This window comes from Sphingomonas sp., from assembly GCF_048594985.1.
Taxonomy (GTDB): Bacteria; Pseudomonadota; Alphaproteobacteria; order Sphingomonadales; family Sphingomonadaceae; genus Sphingomonas_I.
This window is the reverse complement of record NZ_JBMDXG010000348.1, coordinates 25,263-46,278: the sequence shown is the minus strand read 5'-3', so window position 1 is coordinate 46,278 and position 21,016 is coordinate 25,263. Positions and strand designations below refer to the sequence as shown.

The window sequence follows — 21,016 nt, the reverse complement described above, 5'->3', positions numbered from 1 at the left end:
CCGTTCGCAGATCGAAGTCACCACGTCGGACTACGACCGCGAAAAGCTGCAGGAGCGTCTCGCCAAGCTTGCTGGCGGCGTTGCTGTCATCAAGGTCGGCGGTGCTTCGGAAGTCGAAGTGAAGGAGCGCAAGGACCGCGTCGACGACGCGCTGCACGCGACCCGCGCCGCGGTCGAGGAAGGCATCGTTCCGGGCGGCGGCACCGCGCTGCTGTACGCGTCGAAGGTCCTCGAAGGTGTCACCGGCGCCAATGACGACCAGACGCGCGGCATCGACATCGTCCGCAAGTCGCTGACTGCGCTGGTCCGCCAGATCGCGACCAATGCCGGCCATGACGGCGCGGTGGTCTCGGGCAAGCTGCTCGAGGGCAACGATCCGACGCAGGGCTTCAACGCCCAGACCGACACGTACGAGAACCTGGTCCAGGCCGGCGTGATCGACCCGACCAAGGTCGTGCGCACCGCGCTCCAGAACGCCGCGTCCGTCGCGGGCCTGCTCATCACCACCGAAGCGGCGGTGAGCGAGCTGCCGGCCGACGACAAGGCACCGGCGGGCGGCATGCCCGGCGGCGGCATGGGCGGCATGGGCGGCATGGACTTTTAAGTCCTTCTCGAACGACGCACACAGGAAGGGCCGGGGAGCGATCCCCGGCCCTTTCACGTTATATGCGACCCTGCCCTCTCCCGGTTCGTCCGCTGCGGTGGGGTCACGATGATCGTCCAACCGGGGAGCAGACCGAATGACCACGCGCTGCGCATGGGCCGAGGGCGATCCGCTGATGCAGGCCTATCACGACACCGAATGGGGTGTGCCTGTCCACGATCCGCGCCTCCTATGGGAGATGCTGGTGCTGGAGGGATTTCAGGCCGGCCTGTCGTGGCGCACGATCCTCCACCGCCGCGATGGCTTCCGCGCCGCCTTCGACGGGTTCGATCCGCAGATCGTCGCCCGCTATGACGCGGCGAAGGTCGATGCGCTGATGCAGGACGACCGCATCATCCGTGCCCGTGCCAAGATCGAAGCGACGATCGGCAATGCCCGCGCTTTTCTGGCGATGGGTGAGGCGGGCGAGGATTTCGCCGGCTGGCTGTGGGGGCTCGCGGGCGGAACCACGCGGATCAATGACGGGATCGACATTCCCGCCAGCACGCCTGTGTCCGACGCGATGTCGAAGGCGCTCAAGCGCAAGGGGTTCAAGTTCGTCGGCCCGACCATCGCCTATGCGTTCATGCAGGCGGTCGGGATGGTCAACGACCATGCCCCGCACTGCTTCCGCCGGGGTCAGGTCTAGGAGGGACCGCGCCGGAGCGATCCCTCCCGCTGGGATCAGCGGCGCAGGTCGGCTGCCGTGCGGTCCGCCGCATTGCCGGCCGCGTTGAGGCCGTTGGCGGTCGCATTGGCGGTGGCGTCGCCCGCCCGCTCCATTGCCGCACCCGCACGGTCGAGACCGTTGTCGACCGCCGCGCCCGCGCGGTCCGCGCCAGCGTCGATGTCGGCGGCGGCATTGTCCGTGGCGGTCGCGATGTCGTTACCCGCCGACTCGGCGGCCGCTTCGGTATGGTTCTCGGTGCTCTGCGAGCAGGCGCCGAGGGTCAGCGCGGCGGCGGCGATCATCGGCACGGCGAAACGTAGGGTCATAAGGTGCATCCTCCTGGGTCGTGACATCGTTTCGGCGGAGGCAACGCCGTTCGGGCGCAAAGGTGCCGTCAGCCGACGCGCAGCACCTCGATCGCCTCGGGCCGGCCGCCGAACGCCAGCCGGTCGCCCTCACCCGCGCCGATCAGCGCCTGGGCGAGCGGCGCCGATAGCGCGAGCAGGCCGGCATGCGGATCGGCCTCGTCCTCGCCGACGATCTGGATCTCGCGCTCGGCGCCGTTGAGCCGGAACGCGACCCGGCTGCCGAAGCCCGCTTCATCGCCTTCGGGGGCCGGGGTCAGCTGGGCGGTGGCGAGGCGCTGGCGCCAGTAGCGCAGGTCGCGCTTCTGCGGTTCGCCGGGCTCGGGCAGCGCTTCGAGCGCGGCGACCTTTTCCTCGATCAGCGCCAGGCCGCGCGCGGTCACCAGATTAGGCCCGGGCGGGATGGGCAGCTCGAACTTCGGCTCCAGATGCTCGTCGTCGCTTTCGCGGCGAAACGCCACGCTCATCGCATCAAACTCCTGTGGGATAGACGCAAGAAGCGTCCGACGCGGCGTCCTTGTTCCGCTATTCGCCGTTCGCGGTCGCCGCCGGCGCGGGATCGATAGGAAGCATGGCGTCCGCTGCGCTCTCCACCTCCGGCACGCGCGCCGGTTCGGGACGGCGCGACGGCGCGGCATAGACCGGGGCCGGCCCTCGCGCCGCCGCGTCGGCCGCCGCGAGATCGGCGAGGGTCTTGGCGGCGGTCGCCTCGCGCTGGGCTGCGTCGGCATCCAGCGTGACGTCGGCCACACCGCTCCGCCCGCAGGCGGCGAGCGTGAGCAGCAGTCCCACCGTCAGCGTCGCTTTCACGGCTGCGGGTCAGCCGGCAGCTGGGGCGTGTCGTCGCCCGGCATCGGGGCTCCGCTTTCCGGAAGCGGGGTCTGCGAATCGGGCGTCGGCGTGGTCGCGGGCGCATCGTCGCCGCCCGGCATCGGCGCGGCGCTGGCGGGGGCGTCGTCGCCGGGAAGCGGTGCCGCGCTCATGCCGGCCGCATTGGCATCGCCCGGCGCGGTCGCGGGCTCGCCCATCGGGGTGACGGCGGTGGCGGCACCCGGCAGCATCGCGCCGGACTGCCCCGCATCCGCGCCCTGACCCTGATCGAGGATCTGCGCGCGCCGGCTCTGCAGATAGGCCGAGCGCGCCGTGGCATAGGGATCGAGGCTCGACTTGAGGAAGGCGTCCGCGCCGCTGTCGATCAGGTCGGACCGGATGCTGACGGTACGCGCGGCCCAATAACCGCGCTTGTACCAGACGTTCACGTCCGCCTGATTGACCCCGTAGGAAACCGGATCGGCGAATCCGGCGGCGGCGGTGCCGACGCCGTCGCGCAAGGTCGACGGGCCGAGCAGCGGCAGGACGAGGTAGGGGCCGGCATTGACGCCCCACGTCGCCAGCGTCTGGCCCAGATCCTCGGGCGCGGGTTGCACGCCCATCTTGCTCGCCTGGTCCATCACGCCGCCGATGCCGATCGTCGTGTTGATGAGGAAGCGGCGCAGGTTCGTCGCCGCGCGCTTCGGCTTGCCCTGCAGCAGGTTGTTGATCAGCGACCAGGGCTCGGTCAGATTGGAGAAGAAGTTGCTGACGCCCTGCCGCACCGGACGCGGCGCGACCGCGCGGTAGACGCTCGTCACCGGCTTGATGACGACCTTGTCGGCGCCCTGATTGAACCCCCACATCGCGCGGTTAAAACCTTCGAGCGGATCGCGCTGCGCAAGGCGATCCTGACCCGGCACCGTGGCACAGCCGACCAGAGCGAGGAGGGGGAGCGCGGCCAGGCCGAGACGGGGGGCTGTCATGATGCCGGGCCGTGCCATAGCGCGCCCTTCGCGGCAAGCACCCTGCTTGACCTTGCGGCGTCGCCGCACGACGGTGGCACGATGGTCTCACCGCTTGCCCTGTTTCGCGCGCTCGCCGATCCGACGCGGCTGCGCATCGTCGCGCTCCTGCGGCGGATGGAATTGTCGGTGGGCGAACTGGCGCAGGTGCTGGGGCAGAGCCAGCCGCGCGTGTCGCGCCACGTCCGCATCCTGACCGATGTCGGCCTGTGCGGTCGCCGGCGCGAGGGAAGCTGGGTCTTCCTGCGGCTGGGGCCATCGGCCAGCCCGGCGCTGTTCACGGCGATCGACGGCTGGCGCGATTCGGCGGCTGAAAAGTGGGAGCTGGCCGATGCTGCGCGGCTGGAGGCGGTTCGCGCCGATCGCGCGGCGGCGGCCGAGGCATATTTCAACGCGCATGCGGCGGATTGGGACGCGATCCGCTCGCTCCATGTGGCCGAGGAGCAGGTCGAGGCGGCGATCGCGCATCTGCTCGCGAACCATCCGATCGGGCGGCTGGTCGACATCGGCACGGGCACCGGGCGCATGCTCGAACTGCTCGGCAGCGATGCTGACAGCGCGATCGGGATCGATCGCTCGCCCGAAATGCTGCGTTTCGCCCGCGCCCGGATGGCGGCGGCGGGGATCGCGGGCGCCGACCTGCGCCAGGGCGACATGTACGCACTGCCGCTCGACGGCGAGAGCGCGGATACGGTCGTGCTCCATCTCGTGCTCCATTATGCTGAGGCGCCGGCGGCGGCGGTACGCGAGGCGGCGCGGCTGATCGCGCCCGGTGGGCGGCTGCTGATCGTCGATTTCGCCGCGCACGAGCGCGAGGAACTGCGTGAGCGCGAGGGGCACGCCCGGCTCGGCTTCGACGATGAGCAGATGGCGGGCTGGTTCGTGGCCGCCGGGCTCGATCCGGCGGCGACCGAGACGCTGGCGGGAGGAGAATTGACGGTGAAGATCTGGCTGGGCCTGCGCCGCGCGGACGACCGGCGGCTGAGGGCGGCGGCATGATCCGCCGCATCCTTCACCTCCTCGCGCTGCTCCTGCTGGCCGGGACGGCGCATGCCGCGCCGACCCATATCACGCCCACGCTTCTGGCTGAGACGACAAGCCCGGCGGCGGGATCGCGCGTTACGCTGGCGATCGCGATGAAGCCCGAAGCCACATGGCACGGCTACTGGCAGAATCCGGGCGACGCGGGGCTGGAGGCACGAATCGCGTGGGACGCGCCGCGCGGGCTGGCCTTCGGGCCGCTGCTTTATCCGGTGCCCGAAACGCTGCTGCTCGCCGGGCTGATGAACTATGTCTACGAGCATGATTACGCCCTGCTCGTGACGGTCGACGTGCCGGCGGGGCTGGCCCCCGGCACGCCGCTGCCGCTTCGCGCCAAATTCGACTGGCTCGCCTGCAACCCGCAGGTGTGCGTGCCCGAAACGGCGACGCTGGCGCTGCGCCTGACGGTGGGCGATGGCGCGGTCGCGCCACAGGACAGGACGCGCTTCGATCGCTGGCGCGCCGCTTTGCCCAGGCCGCTTGGCGCGCCCGCGCGGTTCGAGACCGCGAACGGCCGCTTCCGGCTGGAGGTGCCGCTGCCCGCCGGGGCGGCGGTGGCGGACCCCTATTTCTTCCCGCTGACCGACGGCGTGGTCGACTATGCCGCCAGCCAAGCGGTGACGCGTGAGGGCGATCGCCTCGTCGTGGAGACCGCCGCGCGTGACGGCCCGGCGCCCGCCAAGATCGAAGGCGTGTTGCGGATCGGGAAAAGCGCGGGCGTCGCGCTCGACGCGGTGCCGGGCAAGGTCGCGGCGCTCACGCCGCCGGCGGCGCGGGAAGGCCGCGCGGATGCGGGCGGCTTCCTGCTGGCGCTCGGTGGCGCAGTGCTGGGCGGGCTGCTGCTCAACATCATGCCTTGCGTGTTTCCGATCCTCAGCCTGAAGGCGCTGAGCCTCGCGCGCTCGGGCGAAAGCGCGCGCTCGGCCCGGATCGAGGCGCTGGCCTATACGGGCGGGGTCGTGCTCGTCTGCGCGCTGCTCGGCGGGGCGTTGCTCGGGCTGCGCGCGGCGGGCGGGCTTGCCGGCGGGGCGTTCCAGCTTCAGGATACGCGCGTGCTCGCGCTGCTGATGCTGCTGGTGCTCGCGATCGGATTCAATCGCGCGGGACTGTTCGACCTGCCCGCGCTTTCGGCCGGCGGGGGACTCGCCGCGTCGGGCGGCGCGGCGGGCGCATTCTGGACGGGTGCGCTCGCGGCGTTCATCGCGACTCCATGCACCGGCCCGTTCATGGGGGTGGCGCTGGGCGCGGCGCTGTTGCTGCCGGCGGCGGGGGCGATGGCCGTCTTCATCGGATTAGGGTTGGGGCTGGCGTTGCCATTTCTGCTGCTCGGCTTCGTGCCGGCGCTCCGCAGGCTGTTGCCCCGGCCGGGCGCGTGGATGGACGTGTTTCGACGCATCCTGGCGGTGCCGATGCTGATCACCGCGCTGGGTCTTGCCTGGATCCTCGGGCGGCAGGCGGGGGTGGACGGAATGACGCTCGGCCTCGCCGCCGCGCTGCTCCTCGCGTTCGGATTGTGGTGGGCGGGGCGGCGCCAGCACCGGCTCGCGTCCGGCGCTTGGCTGCCGGCGCTCGGCGGCACGCTTGCTGCCGCTTTGCTGATCGTCACCAGTGTTGCGCCGATGGCGGTGGAGGCGACGCCGCAGACGGCAGGGGCGGAGCGGTTCGACGGGGCTCGGCTTGCCGCCCTCCGCGCGGAAGGGCGGCCGGTCTTCCTCTACTTCACCGCCGACTGGTGCCTGACCTGCAAGGTCAACGAGAAGGCCGCGATCGAGCGCGCGGAGGTGAAGCAGGCCTTCGCGGCGAAGAAGGTCGCGGTGATGTCGGGCGACTGGACGCGCGGCGATCCGGCCATCAGCCGCTTCCTCGAAGCGCATGGCCGCTCGGGCGTGCCCTTCTACCTTTATTACCCGCCGGGCGGGGCCGAGCCGCGCGAACTACCCCAGGTCCTGACGCCGGGGCTGCTCGCGCGGCTCGGATAAGCGGTCAGAGGTTGGCGCCGCCGCTCACCTCGAGCGAGCGCCCGTCGACCCAGCGCGATTGATCCGACGCGAGGAACAGCACCGCATCGGCAATGTCGTCGGGCTGGCCGATCCGCTTCAGCGCCTGCAGGCCCTTGATATAGTCGCGGCCCTCCTCGCTGCCGAGGAAGCCCTGCGCCATGTCGGTGTCGATCGCCCCCGGCGCGATCGCATTGACGCGAATTCCGCGCGGCCCAAGCTCCTTGGCGAAGGTACGGGTCAGCACCTCGACCGCGCCTTTGGTCGCCGAATAGGCCGACAGCCCCTCGAACGCGGCGCGCGCCACGACCGACGACAGCAGGATCACGCGCGATCCCTCACCCAGCAGCGGCAGCAGCTGCTGGACCAGGAAGAACGGCGCGCGGACGTTGACCGCGAACTGGAAGTCGAAGTCGTCGACCGTCTGCTCCTCGATCGGCGCGCTGTTGGCCACACCGGCATTGGCGACGAGGATGTCGAGGCGCTCGATGCCCAGCGCCTTCACCGCTTCGGCCAGCTTGTGCGCGCCGTCGGGCGCGGCCAGATCGCCGCCGATCAGGTCGGCCTGGCCGCCTGCGGCACGGATTTCCTCGACCACCTTCTCGGCGGCGGCGCGGCTCGCGCTGTAATGAATGATGGTGCGCGCGCCCGCTTTGGCAAGGCTGAGCGCGGTCGCGCGACCGATGCCGCGCGAGGCGCCGGTCACGAGGGCGGTTTGATTGGTAAGGTCGGTCATCGTTTTTCTCCCGTAATGGATCGACGCCGATGTAGAGCCGCCTGTCCGCGCCGCTATCGAGCAAATCTATACCGCACGTTATAGAAACTTTGTAGGTCTCTTCCTGGCGACGCGAGCCGCGGTTGACCGCGGCCCGTCCGGAGCAGACATTCCATCGCCCGCCCGGTGGAGACTCGTGATGAAGCCCTATATCGCCGTGATCGTGGCGCTCGGTGCCGCGCCCGCCCTCTTCGCCGCAGCCGCGGTCGGTCGGCCTGCGCCTGACTTCGCGGCTAAGGCTGCTGATGGCCGCACCGTCCGCCTCGCCGATTATCGCGGCAAGACGGTGGTGCTCGAGTGGAACAACCCAGGCTGTCCCTTCGTGCAGAAGCATTACAAGGGCAATATGCAGAAGACGCAGGCCGCCGCCCGCGCGGCCGGCGCGGTCTGGCTGACGGTCAATTCGGGCGCGCCCGGACAGCAGGGGCACATGTCGGGGCCGGAGGCGGTCCGCTTCGTCCGCTCGGCCAAGGCGGTGACGAGCGCCTATCTGCTCGACCCCGATGGCGCGATCGGGCGGCTCTACGGCGCGCGGACCACGCCGCACATGTTCGTGATCGCGCCGGACGGGAGGCTCGCTTACGCCGGCGGCATCGACGACATTCCGAGCGCGGATGTGGCCGACCTGCCCAAGGCCAAGAATATGGTGCTGGCGGCGTTGACCGATCTCAAGGCCGGGCGGCCGGTCGCAACCCGGCAGGCGCGCGCCTACGGTTGCTCGGTCAAGTACGCCAGCTAGCGACTATTTGCGGACCCAGGCGCGGACGCCGCCGATCCAGGTTTCCAGCACGCGCGTCTCGCGCAGCGTTCGCGCATCGATCTTGAACGGATCGCGATCGAGCAGGATGAAGTCGGCGAAATGCCCGGGCTCGAGGCTGCCGGCGCGATCCTCCATCCGCGCGGCATAGGCTGCGCCCGTGGTGAAGGCCGCGAGCGCCTGCGTCAGCGTGATCCGCTGTTCGGGCAGAAAACCGCCGGGGGGATCGCCGGCCGCATCCTCGCGCGTCACCGCCGCCGCGAGGCCCGCAAAGGGGTTCGGATCCTCGACCGGATAATCCGATCCGAATGCCAAAGGTACGCGATTGTCGAGCATCGCCTTCCACGCATAGGCGCCTGCCAATCGTGCGGCGCCGAGACGCTTGGCCGCCATGGCATGGTCCGACGTGGCGTGCGTCGGCTGCATCGACGCGATCGTGCCGTTGCGCGCGAACCGGGCCAGATCGGCCGGATCGACGATCTGCGCATGTTCGACGCGCCAGCGGCGGTCGCCGTTGTAGGTTTCCGCCAGCTCGTCGATCGCGGCGAGCGCCTGCGCATTCGCCGCGTCGCCGATCGCATGGATCGCGACCTGGAAATCGTCCATCGCCGCGCGGCTCATCAGGTTGCGCAGCTTGGCATCGTCGAGGAACTGGAGGCCCCTGGTCGACGGCATGTCGGCATAAGGCTGCTTCAGCCACGCCCCGCGCGAGCCGAGCGCGCCATCAGCATAGAGCTTCACGCCGATCATGCGCAGGCGCCCGTCATACAGCCACGGCGTCGGCTGCGATCCCGCGACCGTCAGCAGCGCGTCGATCCCGCCGGCATAGGAGGTGATCCGCATGCGCAGCCGCCCGGTATCGCCCAGGCGGCGCATCGATTCCCATTCCTCGACGCTGGTCCCCATGTCGGCGGTGGCGGTGATGCCGTCGGCGAGCAGGATGTCCTGCGCCTTGGCGATCGCGGCGTCGCGCTCGCGCGGCAGCGGCGCGGGCGCGGCGCGCGCGACCAGCGCCATCGCGGCGTCGACGAACAGGCCCGTGGGATTGCCCTTTGCATCCCGCTCGATCCGCCCGCCGGCGGGGTCGGGCGTCTTCGCGGTCACGCCCGCCGCCGCCATCGCCGCCGAATTCGCGAGCAGCGCATGGCCGTCGACCCGTTCGAGCAGCACCGGCCGGTCCTTCACGACGGCATCGAGATCGGCGGCGGTCGGGAATCGTCCCAGCGCCCAGCGCTCCTGGTTCCAGCCGCCACCCCGGACCCACGCCCGGTTCTGGTTCTCGGCCGCATAGGCCTTGAGCGCGGCCTGCGCGTCGGCGAGGCTGGCGGTGCGGCTGAGGTCGAGGCTGAGCGCCTGCGAGCCGAGCCCGGCCACATGCCCGTGTGCGTCGAACAGCCCGGGCAGCATCGTCCTGCCCTGCCCGTCGAGGCGGAAATCGGGGCGCTGCGGGCGTGCGTCGCCTTCGTTCAGCAGCTTGGCGACGCGGCCCTTCCGGTCGATCAGCAGGCCGTTGAAGCGCAGCAGCGCGCCATGGGCATCGATCGTATAGCCGTTGACGTTGTCGACCAGCCCCTGCTCGGTGACGGGGATTTCGGGAGGCGGCGGCTGGCGCTTGCGCGCGTCGGCCGGGGCGGCCGCGAGCAGGAAAGCGAGCAGCGCGAGCGGCGCGCCGATCTTCACGGGTCCGCGCATCATCGGCCGAGCCTGCGCACAATCGAGGACGTGTCCTGCCGTCCTCCGCCCATCTGCTGCACCTCGGCATAGAATTGGTCGACCAGCGCGGTCACCGGCAGGGTCGCGCCGTTGCGCCGCGCCTCCTCCAGCGCGAGCCCCAGATCCTTGCGCATCCAGTCGACCGCGAAGCCGAAGTCGAACTCGTCGCGCGCCATCGTCGCCCAGCGATTCTGCATCTGCCAGCTCCCCGCCGCGCCCGCCGAAATCGCGTCGAACACCTTGGCGGTGTCGAGCCCGGCCGCCTGCGCGAAGCGCAGCGACTCGGCGACACCCTGGACGACGCCGGCGATCGCGATCTGGTTGCACATCTTCGCCGTCTGGCCGGCCCCCGCCTCGCCGACATGGACGATGCGCGACGAATAGGCCTCCATCAGCGGGCGCGCGCGCTCGACCGCCTCGCGCGTGCCGCCGCACATGATCGACAGCGTGCCATTCTCCGCGCCCGCCTGGCCACCCGACACCGGCCCATCGACCACCAGCAGGTCGCGCTCGCGCCCCTCGTCCGCCAGCCGCCGCGCGATATGCGGCGAGACGGTTGTGTGATCGACGAACAGCGTGCCCGCCCGCATTACCCCGAAGGCGCCGTCACGGCCGAGCGTCACCTCCTCCAGATCATGGTCCGCGCCGACGCAGGTGAAGACCGCGTCCGCGCCTTCGGCCGCGGCGGCCGGGGTCGGCGCGCTCGTTCCGCCGTGGCGCGCGGTCCAGGCGCCGGCCTTGTCCTCGGAGCGGTTGAAGACGGTGACCGCGTGCCCGGCGGCGGCGAGATGCCCCGCCATCGGCCCGCCCATCACGCCCATGCCGATGAATGCGACTTTTGCCATGCGGCCGCGCATAAGGCGCTTGGCGACGACGTACCAGCGCACGGGGTTCAAAAAGCGCGGCGGGGGGATTAGGGCCGGGGACCATGGCCACGCTTTCCCTGTCCGAAACGGACACACCGCTTCCCGTGTCGCTCGACGACGTGCATGCCGCGCATGACCGTATCGCCCCCGCGATCGTCCGCACGCCGACGCTCGTCAGCCTCACGCTCGGCCAGCTCACCGGCGCGACCGTCTACCTGAAGTTCGAGAATCTTCAGTTCACCGCCGCCTACAAGGAGCGCGGCGCGCTCAACAAATTGCTCCAGCTCGATGAAGGCGCCAGGACGCGCGGCGTGATCGCGGCTTCGGCCGGGAACCATGCGCAGGGGCTCGCCTATCATGGCGCGCGGCTGGGCATTCCGGTGACGATCGTGATGCCCCGGTCCACCCCCAACGTGAAGGTCAGCCAGACCGAGGGGCATGGCGCGACCGTGATCCTGCAGGGCGAGAATGTCGACGAATCGCTCGCCTTCGCCCGCGAGAAGGCGGCCGAGCAGGGATTGACGATCGTCCATCCCTTCAACGACGAGCAGGTCATCGCCGGCCAGGGGACGGTCGCGATCGAGATGCTGGAGGATGCGCCGACGATCGACATGCTGATCGTGCCGATCGGCGGCGGCGGCCTCATCTCCGGCTGCGCGACGGTCGCCAAGGCGAAGGGGATCGAGGTGGTCGGCGTCGAGGCGGAGCTGTACCCGTCGATGTACAACCGCATCAAGGGCACCGCCTTGCCCTGCCATGGCGATACGCTGGCCGAAGGCATCGCGGTCAAGGAGCCGGGATCGATCACCGGCGAGATGATCGAACGGATCGTCGACGACATCCTGCTCGTGTCCGAACGCCATCTGGAGCAGGCGGTGTCGCTGCTGCTGCAGATCGAAAAGACGGTGGTCGAAGGGGCGGGCGCGGCGGGGCTGGCGGCGATGCTGGCCTATCCCGAGCGATTCGCGGGCAAGACGGTGGGCATCGTCCTGTGCGGCGGAAATATCGATCCGCGCCTGCTGGCGAACGTCCTGCTGCGCGACCTTGCCCGTTCGGGCCGGCTCGCACGGCTGCGCATCAAGTTGCAGGATCGGCCGGGCGCGCTCTATCACGTCGCGCGCCTGTTCGATCAGGAGCAGGTGAACATCATCGAGGTCTATCACCAGCGCGTCTTTTCGACCTTGCCGGCCAAGGGGTTGATCACCGACATCGAATGCGAGACGCGCGACGCGGCGCATCTCGAGCGCCTGATCGGCGCGCTCCGGGGCGAGGGCTATGACGTGACCCCGGTCGAGCTGGCCTGACCGGCCGTTGCGGAAGCGGGCGCCCTTAACCATCAAAGGTGGTGAATCGCCTTTTCATCGCATTTTCCGGCAGGCATAAACGTTTGCGGGGTATGCAGGGCGCGAGGGGCTTGGTCCGACAGTGAGTGCGCAATTCAAATTTCCGCGCTTTTTTGTGACCTCGCCGGCGCCGTGTCCCTATTTGCCGGGCCGGACCGAGCGCAAGGTGTTCACCGAACTGAGCGGGACTCACGCGTCCGAGCTCAATGAGGCGCTGGGACGGATCGGATTTCGCCGCAGCCAGAGCGTCGCCTACCGTCCGAGCTGCATCGATTGTCACGCCTGCGTGTCGGTGCGCGTGGTGGCGGACGAGTTCAAGACCAACACCACCCAGCGGCGCCTGCTCCGCCGCCATTCGGACCTGGTGATCGAGGCGTGCGCGCCATGGACCACCGAAGAACAGTTCGCGCTGCTCCGCCGCTACCTCGCGGCGCGCCACCCCGGCGGCGGCATGGCGGAGATGGACGAGCTCGATTTCGCGGACATGGTCGAACAGACGCCGGTCACGACCTTCATGGTCGAATATCGCGAACCGTCGGTCGATGGACGTCCGGGCCGGCTGGTCGGGGCGTGCCTCACGGATCAGCAGTCCGACGGGCTGTCGATGGTCTACAGCTTCTTCGAGCCCGATCTGGAACATCGCCCCGGGCTCGGCACGCTCATCATCCTCGACCATATCCAGCGGGCACGGTCGGTGGGCCTGCCCTACGTCTATCTCGGCTATTGGGTGAAGGGCTCGGCGCGGATGCAGTACAAGGTGCGCTACCGGCCGATCGAGCGGCTAGGCCCCAATGGCTGGCGCCGGTTCGAGGAGGCGGAGCTGGAGCCGAGCGCGCCGCCGGCCCATGGCGGGCTGAAGTTCCCAAGGCTCTAGGTTTCGCGCCCGCCGGGCGGCGAGTGGAAATTTAGCCGCGCCGGCGCTATATCCGGCGCATGGTTCAATATCAGACGGTGACGGCGGGCGAGCCCGTCGCGCGCACGGGCGCGATCAAGCTCTACGGCCCCGAGGGGTTCGAGGGGATGCGCCGCGCCGGGCGGCTGGCGGCGGAAATCCTCGACGCGCTGGGTGCCCATATCCGCCCCGGCGTGACGACGGAGGAGATCGACCGTATCGTCTACGACATGACGCTGGCGGGCGGCGCGGTTCCCGCCACGCTCAATTATCGCGGCTATACGCACAGCAGCTGCATCAGCGTGAACCATGTCGTCTGCCACGGGATTCCTGGGCCGAAGACGATCAAGGACGGCGACATCGTCAATGTCGACGTGACGCCGCTGCTCGACGGATGGCATGGCGACTCGAACCGTACCTATCTGGCGGGCGATGTCTCGCTCAAGGCGCGCAAGCTCGTCGAGGTGACGTACGAATGCCTGATGCTGGGCATCGCCGCCGCGAAGCCCGGCGCGCGGCTGGGCGACATCGGCCATGCGATCCAGACGCATGCAGAAAAGTATCGTTATGGCGTGGTGCGCGACTTTTGCGGGCACGGCGTCGGCCTGCTGTTCCACGACGCGCCCGAGGTGGTGCATGTCGGCCGGCCCGGGACCGGGCCCGAGCTCAAGCCGGGCATGTTCTTCACGATCGAGCCTATGATCAATATCGGACGGCCCGACGTGAAGGTGCTCGACGACGGCTGGACGGCGGTGACGCGCGATCGTTCGCTGTCGGCGCAGTTCGAACATTCGATCGGGATCACCGAGGACGGGTGCGAGATCTTCACGAAAAGCCTGAAGGGCCTCGACCTGCCGCATCAGCCCATCTGACGGCGCCCTGCGTTGATGCGGGTCGCCATGTAGGTTAGCCTTCCCGCGCCATGAGCGCTGGAGGGTGCCCGCAATGCCGACTCTGACCCGTCCCGACGGCACCGCGCCGCACGACCTTCATGTCGGCCGCCGCGCCGCCGTCTCGATGTTCTTCGCGGGCTATGCCGTCGCCGCGCTGGCGCAGGACGCTAAGCCGATTCGGACCCCGGCCGACGGGCTGACGATCGAGGAAGCACTGATCCCGAACGGAGCGGACAAGCCGCTTCCGGCTTATGTCGCACGTCCGGCGGGCAAGGGCGCGCATGCGGCGATCATCGTCGTGAACGAGATTTTCGGGGTCCATGACTATATCAAGGATGTCTGCCGCCGCCTTGCGGCGCTCGGCTACGTCGCGATCGCGCCCGATTTCTTCTATCGGTCGGGCGTCAATCTGCCCGCGCTGAGCGATTTCGCGCAGATCCGCCCGATCGTGGCGCAGGCGGGCGACACGCAGGTCGATGGCGACGTCCGCGCGGTGACGGCGTGGCTGAAGGGCCAGGCGTTCGCCAAGCCGGGCGCGATCGGCATCACCGGCTTCTGCTGGGGCGGTACGGTGGTGTGGCGCGCGGCGATCGACAATCCCGACATCAAGGCGGGTGTCGCCTGGTACGGGCGGCTGGGCACGGTCATCCCGCGTGCCGCCGCGCTGCGCGCGCCCGTGCTCGGCCTCTATGCCGGCAAGGACCAGGGCATTCCGGCCAGCGACGTGACCGCGATGACCGAGGCGCTTGCCAAGGCCGGCAAGTCCGGATCGTCGCTCCGCCTCTATCCGGAGGCCGAGCATGGCTTCCATGCCGACTATCGTGCGTCCTACGATGCCGCCGCCGCGAAGGACGGATGGGCGCTGATGCTCGCGCATTTCCGCGCCCACGGGGTCGCCTGACAGGGATCAGGCCGTCGCGCGCGCGTCGAGCCCCAACTTGGCCAGCAACGCCCGGTTGAAGGCGGGGATGTCGTCGGGCTTGCGGCTGGTGATGAGGTTGCCGTCCTCGATCACCTCGCGGTCGACCACGAGCGCCCCTGCGTGGCGCAGGTCGGCGCGGATCGACGGCCACGACGTGACCGTGCGCCCGTCGATCACCTCGGCCTCGGCCAGCAGCCACGGGCCGTGGCAGATGGCGGCGACGGGCTTCCCGGCGGCGACGAAGTCGCGCACCAGCCGGATCGCATCCTGTTCCATGCGCAGCTTGTCGGGGTTGCCGACGCCGCCTGGGATCACCAGCGTGTCGTAATCCTCGGCCTTCACCTCGCCCAGCAGCGCGTCGGGCGTGATCGTGTCGCCTTTCTCGTCATGCTCCATGCCCTGGATGGGATCGCGCTTGGGGCTGGCGAGCGTGACCTCGACGCCGGCGTCGAGCAGGGCCTGGCGCGGCTCGAACAGTTCCGACTGCTCGAACCCGTCGGTGGCGATGATGAGCGCCTTGGTCATGGAAAACTCCTGAAACGGGGGAAGCCGGGAGAACCCCGCACGGCCTCCGCCCGTTCCGGATGCCGGGTTCAGCCGAGCAGTTTCTCCGCCTGATCGAGGATGTCCGCGAAGGTGGCGACCAGGGTGCGGTAGGGCGCGGGCGTCGCCATATCGAGCCCGGCCTTCTTCAGGATGGCATAGCCATGGTCGGATCCGCCGGCCTTCAGCACCGCGAGATAGGCGTCGCGTTCGCTCGCCCCGCCCTTGAGCACCCGATCGACCAGGAAGTTCGCCGCCGTGATCGATGTGGCATATTGGAAGACGTAGAAGCCGAAATAATAATGCTGGATATAGGCCCATTCAATTCCATAGGCCGGATCGATCGTGAAATTCGGCCCATGATAGCGTTTGAGCAGGTCGAGGTTGATCGCGCTCATCCGCGCGCCCGACAGCCCCTCGCCCTTCTGTGCGAGATCGGTGATGGCGAGCTGGAATTCGGCGAACATCGCCTGGCGGAAGAAAGTGCCGCGGAAGGTTTCCATCAGCTGGCCGAGGTAGAAGAGCTTCTCTTCGCGCGATCGCGCCTTGGCCAGCATCAGGCGGGCGAGGAAGATTTCGTGGCCGGTCGACGCAATCTCGGCGGTGAAGGTCGGGTAATTGGCGAGTTCGAACGGCTGCGCGGCATTGGCGAGCAGCGAGTGCATCGCATGCCCCCATTCGTGGGCATAGGTGGTGAGCCCGTCATACTGATCGCTCAGGTTGAGCAGCAGATAGGGGTGCACCTCATAGGCGCCGGGTTGCATGTAGGCGCCGGACTGCTTGCCGGGGCGGGGCAGCGGGTCCATCCATTTCTTCGCGCTCGCCTCCCCGAACAGGCGGACATAATCGGGGCCGAGCGGGCGCACCGCCTCCATCGTCAACGTCCGCATCTCGGCCAGCGGGAATTTCCGGTCGAGCGACACGAGCGGAGGGTAGATGTCGTAATAAGCGATGTCGGGCAGCTTCAGCATCCGCCGCCGCAGATCGAAATAACGGTGCAGCACGGGCAGGCCCGCATTCGTCTCCGCGATCAGCGTGCGATAGACGGCTTCGGGCAGGTTGGGGCCGGCCAGCGCCTCCTCCAGCGCGCTGCCATATTTGCGCGCCTTGGCGGCGAAGATGTCGCCCTTGACCTTCGCGGCAAGCGCCGCGCCGAGCGAATTTTCGAATTTGGCATAGCTCCCCCAGAACGCATCGAACACCAGCTTGCGGTCGGTCCGGTTGGGGGCCGCGCGCTGCAGCGTGTAGCCCTGATCGTCGAGCGTGGCGGTCTGCCCCGTGGACAGCGTCACGGTCGGACGGGGAATGTCCGACGCGGTCAGCTGGTCGCGCACATCCTGCGGTCCGGCCAGCGGGGCGGCGGCGGCGGACAGCAAAGCCTCGCCTTCGGGCGACAGCGTATGTCCGGCCAGGCGCAGCACGTCGTCGACCTGGAACCGGAAGCGGGAGAGGCTTGGGTCGGCCGCGAAGAAGCGGTCGATCGTCGGCTTGCCCACCGCCAGCAACTCGGGATCGATCCACGACCCGGCCTCGCCATAAGCGGTATAGAGGTCGGTCGCGACCTGCCGCCGTTCCTGGTTCGCCGCCACGCGCAGATCCTCGTCCGCCTTGAGGCTGGCATAGGTGTAGAGGCGCGCGACCTTCAGGCCGAGTTCGGAATGGAGCCGAAGTGCGCCGGCAAAACCCTCCGCGGTGCCCAGTCTGCCCTTGAACGCCGAAAGCGCCGACAGACGGCCGGCGACAGCCGCGCGTTCCGCGGCCCAGTCGGCGTCGCTGCGGTAGAGATCGGTCAAATCCCAGCCGGCGGAGGCCGTCTGCGCGGGTGCGCCTTGGGGAGCGGCCGCGAGCACGGCCAGTGCGGCGGCAGAGGTCAGGGCATCGCGGCGGGAAAGTGTCGTCATCATATCCTCGATCGTCACCGCGCGCGGGCGGCGCATCTGTCTACGCCTGTCCGGTCGCTGCGCGCCAGCATCGTCGTAATGTCATGTTGCATGTGCGAAAGAGGTTTCCATATTCGATACCGGGCGGTATAGATGCATCGAGGTGGGCGCATGATTGGCAGCAGGATTATCGCGGTGACCGCCCTGGCGGTGCTCCTGGTGATGCAGGGCGGCTGCGATTCGTCCGTGACCGCGAGCGAGGCCGAGGCGGCCGCGCCGCAGACCCAGGCGGGCAAGCTGATTCTCCTTCCCGACAGTGCGATCGCGGTGCAGCCGGGCTCGGTCGAGGAGCAGCTCGCGCTGTTTCTCGCGTCCCCCGATCCGGCCCCGCGCCTGTTCCGTTTCCCGGGCAACGAGTTTCAGCCGTGGCAGACGCGCCCCAACCCCGCCACCGTGCGGACGATGTACGCCGTGCAGCAGATCCTGCGCGCCTATCCGAAGGCGAGGGTCACGATCGTCGGCCATACCGACAATGACGGCGCGCCTGAGCGCAACCTGGCCCTGTCCCGCGCGCGCGCGGAGCGGATGAAGCAATTGCTGAGCCAGGGCGGGATCGCCCCGCGCCGGATCACCACGATCGGACGCGGGCTGGCCGAGCCGATCGCCGACAATGCGACGCCCGAAGGCCGCGCGCGCAATCGCCGGATCGAACTGATCGTCACCGCGAAATAGGATTCCCGGGCCGGCGAGTCGCGGAAAGCAGGGCGAGCGTCGGAAAATCTGCCCGCCGATCGGGCAGCATATCGTCGGAATGCTGCTTTTGCGAGCAATGCCCCGCAATCTGTGACGGGACAGGGGTGTGTCGCTTGCGTGGCCTTGCATGGCACGCTTATTGAAGGCTGAGCGAGCGGAGGGCACGGGTGAAGAAGATCGAAGCCATTATCAAGCCGTTCAAGCTCGATGAGGTGAAGGAGGCGCTGCACGATGTCGGCGTCAGCGGGATCACGGTCATCGAAGCGCGCGGCTTCGGCCGTCAGAAAGGCCATACCGAGCTGTATCGCGGCGCGGAATATGTGGTCGATTTCCTGCCGAAGGTGAAACTGGAAGTCGTCGTCGACGACAGCCTCGCGGAGCGCGTGGTTGAAGCGATCCAGAACGCAGCACAGACGGGGCGGATCGGCGACGGCAAGATCTTCGTCACCACGATCGATACGGCGGTGCGCATCCGCACGGGGGAAAGGGATTCCGACGCGGTCTAAATGATCCGCGCGGTTATGCGCAGGCGGCCTCCACGGCCGCGAAACTTCAGGGGCTTTAGCGGGAAGGGCTTTCTACGATGGCGAACAAGGCGTCCGACGTTCTGAAGATGATCAAGGACAAGGAGATCGAGTGGGTCGACCTCCGCTTCACCGATCCGAAGGGCAAGTGGCAGCATCTGTCGATGGTGGCCGGCGTGGTCGGGGAGGACGAACTCAACGACGGCTTCATGTTCGACGGCAGCTCGATCGAGGGCTGGAAGGCGATCAACGAGAGCGACATGATCCTGAAGCCGGATCTGGACGCGGTGTGGATCGATCCGTTCTCGGCGACGCCGATGCTGATCCTGGTGTGCGACATCGTCGAGCCGTCGACCGGCGAACTCTATGCCCGCGATCCGCGCTCGACCGCGAAGCGCGCTGAGGACTACGTCAAGACGCTGGGCATCGGCGATACCGTCTATGTCGGGCCGGAAGCCGAATTCTTCATGTTCGACAACGTGCAGTTCGACACGAACTACGCCGAATCCTACTACAAGATCGATGATATCGAACTGCCGACCAACACCGGCAAGGCGTATGAGGAGGGCAACCTCGCCCACCGTCCGCGCGCTAAGGGCGGCTATTTCCCGGTCGCGCCGGTCGACAGCGCGGTCGACATCCGTGGCGAGATGGTGTCGACCATGCTCGAAATGGGCCTGCCGTGCGACAAGCACCACCACGAGGTCGCCGCCGCGCAGCATGAGCTGGGCCTGACCTTCGGCACGCTCGTCCAGACCGCCGACCGCATGCAGATCTACAAGTATGTCGTGTGGCAGGTGGCGCAGGCCTACGGCAAGACCGTGACCTTCATGCCGAAGCCGATCGCCAAGGATAACGGCTCGGGCATGCACACCCACATCTCGATCTGGGACAAGGGCAATCCGCTGTTCGCCGGCAACGGCTATGCGGGCCTGAGCGACATCTGCCTGTATTTCATCGGCGGCGTCATCAAGCATGCCAAGGCGCTCAACGCCTTCACCAACCCGACCACCAACAGCTACAAGCGGCTGGTGCCGGGCTACGAGGCGCCGGTGTTGCTGGCCTATTCGGCGCGCAACCGTTCGGCCTCGTGCCGCATCCCTTATGGCGCGGGCGCCAAGGCGAAGCGGGTCGAGTTCCGCTTCCCCGACGCGATGGCCAATCCGTATCTCTGCTATGCGGCGCTGCTGATGGCCGGCCTCGACGGGATCGAGAACAAGATTCACCCGGGCGAGGCGATGGACAAGAACCTCTACGACCTGCCGCCGGAGGAGCTGAAGGAGATCCCGACGGTGTGCGGTTCGCTCCGCGAGGCGCTGAACAGCCTGGCCGAGGATCATGCCTTCCTGACCAAGGGCGGCGTGTTCACCGAGGACCAGATCGAATCCTATCTCGAGCTCAAGTGGCCGGAGGTCGCCCGCTGGGAGATGACGCCGAGCCCGGTCGAGTTCGACATGTATTATTCGGCCTGATCGCCCACACGATCGAGGAGGAAAGGGGGCGTCCGGAGCGATCCGGACGCCTTTTTCGCGCCTATGCCTTTTTCGTATCTATGAGGATCCGCCAACAATCGTCATCGATCGGTTGCGATCTTTGCCGCTTCCGCGACTCGCGGACGTGACGCAATGTTCTGGCGGCGCAACGGCTCGCGCCGCGAGAGTGAGGAACCACGGCCATGCCTTATGTGACGGTCAGCGACGGAACCGAAATCTATTACAAGGACCTCGGCCCGCGCGATGCGCAGCCGATCGTTTTTCATCACGGTTGGCCGCTCAGCGCGGACGACTGGGACAACCAGATGCTGTTCTTCTTGGGCCACGGCTATCGAGTGATCGCGCATGACCGCCGCGGACATGGCCGGTCGACCCAGACGTGGGACGGCAACGAGATGGATACCTATGCCGCCGATGTCGCGGCGCTGGCCGACCATCTCGACCTGAAGGACGCGGTCCATATCGGCCATTCCACCGGCGGCGGCGAAGTGGCGCACTATGTCGCGCGCGCGAAGCCCGGCCGCGTCGCCAAGGCCGTGCTGATCGGGGCGGTGCCGCCGATCATGGTGAAGAGCGACGCCAATCCGGGCGGGCTGCCGATCGAGGTGTTCGACGGCTTCCGCAAGGCGACCGCCGACAATCGTGCGCAATTCTTCGTCGATGTGCCGACCGGGCCCTTTTACGGCTACAATCGCGAAGGGGTGAAAGTCGATCAGGGCGTGATCTGGAATTGGTGGCGCCAGGGGATGATGGGCGGCGCCAAGGCGCATTACGACTGCATCAAGGCCTTTTCCGAAACCGACTTCACCGACGATCTGAAGGCGATCGACGTGCCCGTATTGGTGATGCACGGCACCGACGACCAGATCGTGCCCTATGCCGACTCCGCGCCGCTTTCGGTGAAGCTCCTGCGGAACGGCACGCTGAAGAGCTATGACGGCCTGCCGCACGGAATGTGCACCACGCATCCCGACGTGGTGAACCCCGATCTGCTCGCCTTCATCCAGAACTGACCATCGCGAGGGCGTCGGGCGACCCCGGCGCCCTTGTTGCACCCCCGCAACCAAATCATCGTCCGCGCATTGCCCGTTCACGACCCGAACAGGGAGAG

22 protein-coding genes are annotated in these 21,016 nt (G+C 68.3%); 13 read left to right on the top strand and 9 right to left on the bottom strand.

Annotated features, from left to right (window positions below; all coding sequences use genetic code 11):
* Window positions 1-604, top strand: a 604-nt coding sequence (locus ACOJSF_RS14600; RefSeq protein WP_420142925.1) for a TCP-1/cpn60 chaperonin family protein, incomplete at its 5' end; no start/stop codon positions are given.
* 136 nt (window positions 605-740) lie between these two features.
* Window positions 741-1,292 (top strand): DNA-3-methyladenine glycosylase I, encoded by a 552-nt coding sequence (locus ACOJSF_RS14595; protein ID WP_420142924.1) that lies wholly within the window; start codon window positions 741-743, stop codon window positions 1,290-1,292.
* Window positions 1,293-1,327: 35 nt separating this feature from the next.
* Here ACOJSF_RS14595 and ACOJSF_RS14590 read toward each other — a convergent pair whose 3' ends face one another.
* From ACOJSF_RS14590 to ACOJSF_RS14575, 4 genes are all read right to left on the bottom strand, one after another.
* Window positions 1,328-1,639 carry a hypothetical protein gene (locus tag ACOJSF_RS14590; protein WP_420142923.1) on the bottom strand — a complete coding sequence of 104 codons (312 nt, stop codon included), beginning with the start codon at window positions 1,637-1,639 and terminating at the stop codon, window positions 1,328-1,330.
* A gap of 68 nt (window positions 1,640-1,707) precedes the next feature.
* Window positions 1,708-2,145 (bottom strand): GreA/GreB family elongation factor, encoded by a 438-nt coding sequence (locus ACOJSF_RS14585; protein WP_420142922.1) that lies wholly within the window; start codon window positions 2,143-2,145, stop codon window positions 1,708-1,710.
* Between the two features lie 58 nt (window positions 2,146-2,203).
* Entirely contained in the window at window positions 2,204-2,488 is a 285-nt protein-coding gene (locus ACOJSF_RS14580) for a hypothetical protein (protein WP_420142921.1), read from the bottom strand.
* Entirely contained in the window at window positions 2,485-3,474 is a 990-nt protein-coding gene (locus ACOJSF_RS14575) for an MlaA family lipoprotein (RefSeq protein WP_420142920.1), read from the bottom strand. Before ACOJSF_RS14575 ends, ACOJSF_RS14580 begins: the two co-directional genes overlap by 4 nt.
* A gap of 81 nt (window positions 3,475-3,555) precedes the next feature.
* On the opposite strand from ACOJSF_RS14575, the gene ACOJSF_RS14570 reads away from it, so the two are divergent.
* Both ACOJSF_RS14570 and ACOJSF_RS14565 read left to right on the top strand, forming a co-directional pair.
* A complete protein-coding gene (locus ACOJSF_RS14570; RefSeq protein ID WP_420142919.1) occupies window positions 3,556-4,512 on the top strand; it encodes an ArsR/SmtB family transcription factor in 957 nt (318 codons plus the stop codon).
* Window positions 4,509-6,533 (top strand): protein-disulfide reductase DsbD family protein, encoded by a 2,025-nt coding sequence (locus ACOJSF_RS14565; protein ID WP_420142918.1) that lies wholly within the window; start codon window positions 4,509-4,511, stop codon window positions 6,531-6,533. The genes ACOJSF_RS14570 and ACOJSF_RS14565 overlap by 4 nt, the downstream gene beginning before the upstream one ends.
* Window positions 6,534-6,537: 4 nt before the next feature.
* Here ACOJSF_RS14565 and ACOJSF_RS14560 read toward each other — a convergent pair whose 3' ends face one another.
* A complete protein-coding gene (locus ACOJSF_RS14560) occupies window positions 6,538-7,287 on the bottom strand; it encodes an SDR family NAD(P)-dependent oxidoreductase (protein WP_420142917.1) in 750 nt (249 codons plus the stop codon).
* Between the two features lie 178 nt (window positions 7,288-7,465).
* Between ACOJSF_RS14560 and ACOJSF_RS14555 the strand changes: the two genes are divergently transcribed.
* Window positions 7,466-8,065 carry a redoxin domain-containing protein gene (locus ACOJSF_RS14555; RefSeq protein WP_420142916.1) on the top strand — a complete coding sequence of 200 codons (600 nt, stop codon included), beginning with the start codon at window positions 7,466-7,468 and terminating at the stop codon, window positions 8,063-8,065.
* Window positions 8,066-8,068: 3 nt separating this feature from the next.
* Here ACOJSF_RS14555 and ACOJSF_RS14550 read toward each other — a convergent pair whose 3' ends face one another.
* Both ACOJSF_RS14550 and ACOJSF_RS14545 read right to left on the bottom strand, forming a co-directional pair.
* Window positions 8,069-9,778 (bottom strand): amidohydrolase, encoded by a 1,710-nt coding sequence (locus ACOJSF_RS14550; RefSeq protein WP_420142915.1) that lies wholly within the window; start codon window positions 9,776-9,778, stop codon window positions 8,069-8,071.
* The gene (locus ACOJSF_RS14545) at window positions 9,775-10,641 is read right to left on the bottom strand and encodes an NAD(P)-dependent oxidoreductase (protein ID WP_420142914.1); all 867 of its coding nucleotides are present in this window, start codon (window positions 10,639-10,641) and stop codon (window positions 9,775-9,777) included. Before ACOJSF_RS14545 ends, ACOJSF_RS14550 begins: the two co-directional genes overlap by 4 nt.
* Before the next feature lie 83 nt (window positions 10,642-10,724).
* Here ACOJSF_RS14545 and ACOJSF_RS14540 point away from each other — a divergent pair, with 83 nt between their 5' ends.
* The 4 genes from ACOJSF_RS14540 to ACOJSF_RS14525 all read left to right on the top strand — a co-directional run bounded on the left by ACOJSF_RS14540 (window position 10,725) and on the right by ACOJSF_RS14525 (window position 14,691).
* Window positions 10,725-11,966 carry a threonine ammonia-lyase gene (locus tag ACOJSF_RS14540; RefSeq protein WP_420142913.1) on the top strand — a complete coding sequence of 414 codons (1,242 nt, stop codon included), beginning with the start codon at window positions 10,725-10,727 and terminating at the stop codon, window positions 11,964-11,966.
* 121 nt (window positions 11,967-12,087) lie between these two features.
* A complete protein-coding gene (locus tag ACOJSF_RS14535; protein WP_420142912.1) occupies window positions 12,088-12,879 on the top strand; it encodes an arginyltransferase in 792 nt (263 codons plus the stop codon).
* 59 nt (window positions 12,880-12,938) lie between these two features.
* Window positions 12,939-13,769 (top strand): type I methionyl aminopeptidase, encoded by an 831-nt coding sequence (gene map, locus ACOJSF_RS14530; protein WP_420142911.1) that lies wholly within the window; start codon window positions 12,939-12,941, stop codon window positions 13,767-13,769.
* A gap of 73 nt (window positions 13,770-13,842) precedes the next feature.
* Window positions 13,843-14,691 carry a dienelactone hydrolase family protein gene (locus tag ACOJSF_RS14525; protein WP_420142910.1) on the top strand — a complete coding sequence of 283 codons (849 nt, stop codon included), beginning with the start codon at window positions 13,843-13,845 and terminating at the stop codon, window positions 14,689-14,691.
* 6 nt (window positions 14,692-14,697) lie between these two features.
* On the opposite strand, the gene ACOJSF_RS14520 is transcribed toward ACOJSF_RS14525, so the two are convergent.
* Both ACOJSF_RS14520 and ACOJSF_RS14515 read right to left on the bottom strand, forming a co-directional pair.
* Window positions 14,698-15,237 carry a type 1 glutamine amidotransferase domain-containing protein gene (locus ACOJSF_RS14520; protein WP_420142909.1) on the bottom strand — a complete coding sequence of 180 codons (540 nt, stop codon included), beginning with the start codon at window positions 15,235-15,237 and terminating at the stop codon, window positions 14,698-14,700.
* Between the two features lie 68 nt (window positions 15,238-15,305).
* Window positions 15,306-17,192 (bottom strand): M3 family oligoendopeptidase, encoded by a 1,887-nt coding sequence (locus ACOJSF_RS14515; RefSeq protein ID WP_420142908.1) that lies wholly within the window; start codon window positions 17,190-17,192, stop codon window positions 15,306-15,308.
* Between the two features lie 138 nt (window positions 17,193-17,330).
* Here ACOJSF_RS14515 and ACOJSF_RS14510 point away from each other — a divergent pair, with 138 nt between their 5' ends.
* The 4 genes from ACOJSF_RS14510 (at window position 17,331) to ACOJSF_RS14495 (ending at window position 20,918) form a co-directional block, all read left to right on the top strand.
* Window positions 17,331-17,867 (top strand): OmpA family protein, encoded by a 537-nt coding sequence (locus ACOJSF_RS14510; protein WP_420142907.1) that lies wholly within the window; start codon window positions 17,331-17,333, stop codon window positions 17,865-17,867.
* Window positions 17,868-18,055: 188 nt separating this feature from the next.
* Window positions 18,056-18,394, top strand: a complete 339-nt coding sequence (locus tag ACOJSF_RS14505; protein ID WP_420142906.1) for a P-II family nitrogen regulator — start codon at window positions 18,056-18,058, stop codon at window positions 18,392-18,394.
* A 77-nt stretch (window positions 18,395-18,471) separates the two neighbouring features.
* Window positions 18,472-19,884, top strand: coding sequence for a type I glutamate--ammonia ligase (glnA, locus tag ACOJSF_RS14500; RefSeq protein ID WP_420142905.1), 1,413 nt, complete (start codon window positions 18,472-18,474; stop codon window positions 19,882-19,884).
* Window positions 19,885-20,087: 203 nt separating this feature from the next.
* On the top strand, window positions 20,088-20,918 hold the full coding sequence (locus ACOJSF_RS14495; RefSeq protein WP_420142904.1) for an alpha/beta fold hydrolase: 831 nt from the start codon (window positions 20,088-20,090) through the stop codon (window positions 20,916-20,918).
* The last annotated feature ends 98 nt before the right edge of the window (window positions 20,919-21,016 follow it).

Bases quoted from the DNA above. Each gene is read 5' to 3' on its own strand.
- ACOJSF_RS14525 (WP_420142910.1), top strand. From the start codon at position 13,843: ATGCCGACTCTGACCCGTCCCGACGGCACCGCGCCGCACGACCTTCAT.
- ACOJSF_RS14495 (WP_420142904.1), top strand. From the start codon at position 20,088: ATGCCTTATGTGACGGTCAGCGACGGAACCGAAATCTATTACAAGGAC.
- glnA (WP_420142905.1), top strand. From the start codon at position 18,472: ATGGCGAACAAGGCGTCCGACGTTCTGAAGATGATCAAGGACAAGGAG.
- ACOJSF_RS14585 (WP_420142922.1), bottom strand. From the start codon at position 2,145: ATGAGCGTGGCGTTTCGCCGCGAAAGCGACGACGAGCATCTGGAGCCG.
- ACOJSF_RS14565 (WP_420142918.1), top strand. From the start codon at position 4,509: ATGATCCGCCGCATCCTTCACCTCCTCGCGCTGCTCCTGCTGGCCGGG.
- ACOJSF_RS14575 (WP_420142920.1), bottom strand. From the start codon at position 3,474: ATGACAGCCCCCCGTCTCGGCCTGGCCGCGCTCCCCCTCCTCGCTCTG.
- ACOJSF_RS14590 (WP_420142923.1), bottom strand. From the start codon at position 1,639: ATGACCCTACGTTTCGCCGTGCCGATGATCGCCGCCGCCGCGCTGACC.
- ACOJSF_RS14570 (WP_420142919.1), top strand. From the start codon at position 3,556: ATGGTCTCACCGCTTGCCCTGTTTCGCGCGCTCGCCGATCCGACGCGG.
- ACOJSF_RS14595 (WP_420142924.1), top strand. From the start codon at position 741: ATGACCACGCGCTGCGCATGGGCCGAGGGCGATCCGCTGATGCAGGCC.
- ACOJSF_RS14550 (WP_420142915.1), bottom strand. From the start codon at position 9,778: ATGATGCGCGGACCCGTGAAGATCGGCGCGCCGCTCGCGCTGCTCGCT.
- ACOJSF_RS14515 (WP_420142908.1), bottom strand. From the start codon at position 17,192: ATGCGCCGCCCGCGCGCGGTGACGATCGAGGATATGATGACGACACTT.
- map (WP_420142911.1), top strand. From the start codon at position 12,939: ATGGTTCAATATCAGACGGTGACGGCGGGCGAGCCCGTCGCGCGCACG.
- ACOJSF_RS14560 (WP_420142917.1), bottom strand. From the start codon at position 7,287: ATGACCGACCTTACCAATCAAACCGCCCTCGTGACCGGCGCCTCGCGC.
- ACOJSF_RS14555 (WP_420142916.1), top strand. From the start codon at position 7,466: ATGAAGCCCTATATCGCCGTGATCGTGGCGCTCGGTGCCGCGCCCGCC.
- ACOJSF_RS14545 (WP_420142914.1), bottom strand. From the start codon at position 10,641: ATGGCAAAAGTCGCATTCATCGGCATGGGCGTGATGGGCGGGCCGATG.
- ACOJSF_RS14520 (WP_420142909.1), bottom strand. From the start codon at position 15,237: ATGACCAAGGCGCTCATCATCGCCACCGACGGGTTCGAGCAGTCGGAA.
- ACOJSF_RS14540 (WP_420142913.1), top strand. From the start codon at position 10,725: ATGGCCACGCTTTCCCTGTCCGAAACGGACACACCGCTTCCCGTGTCG.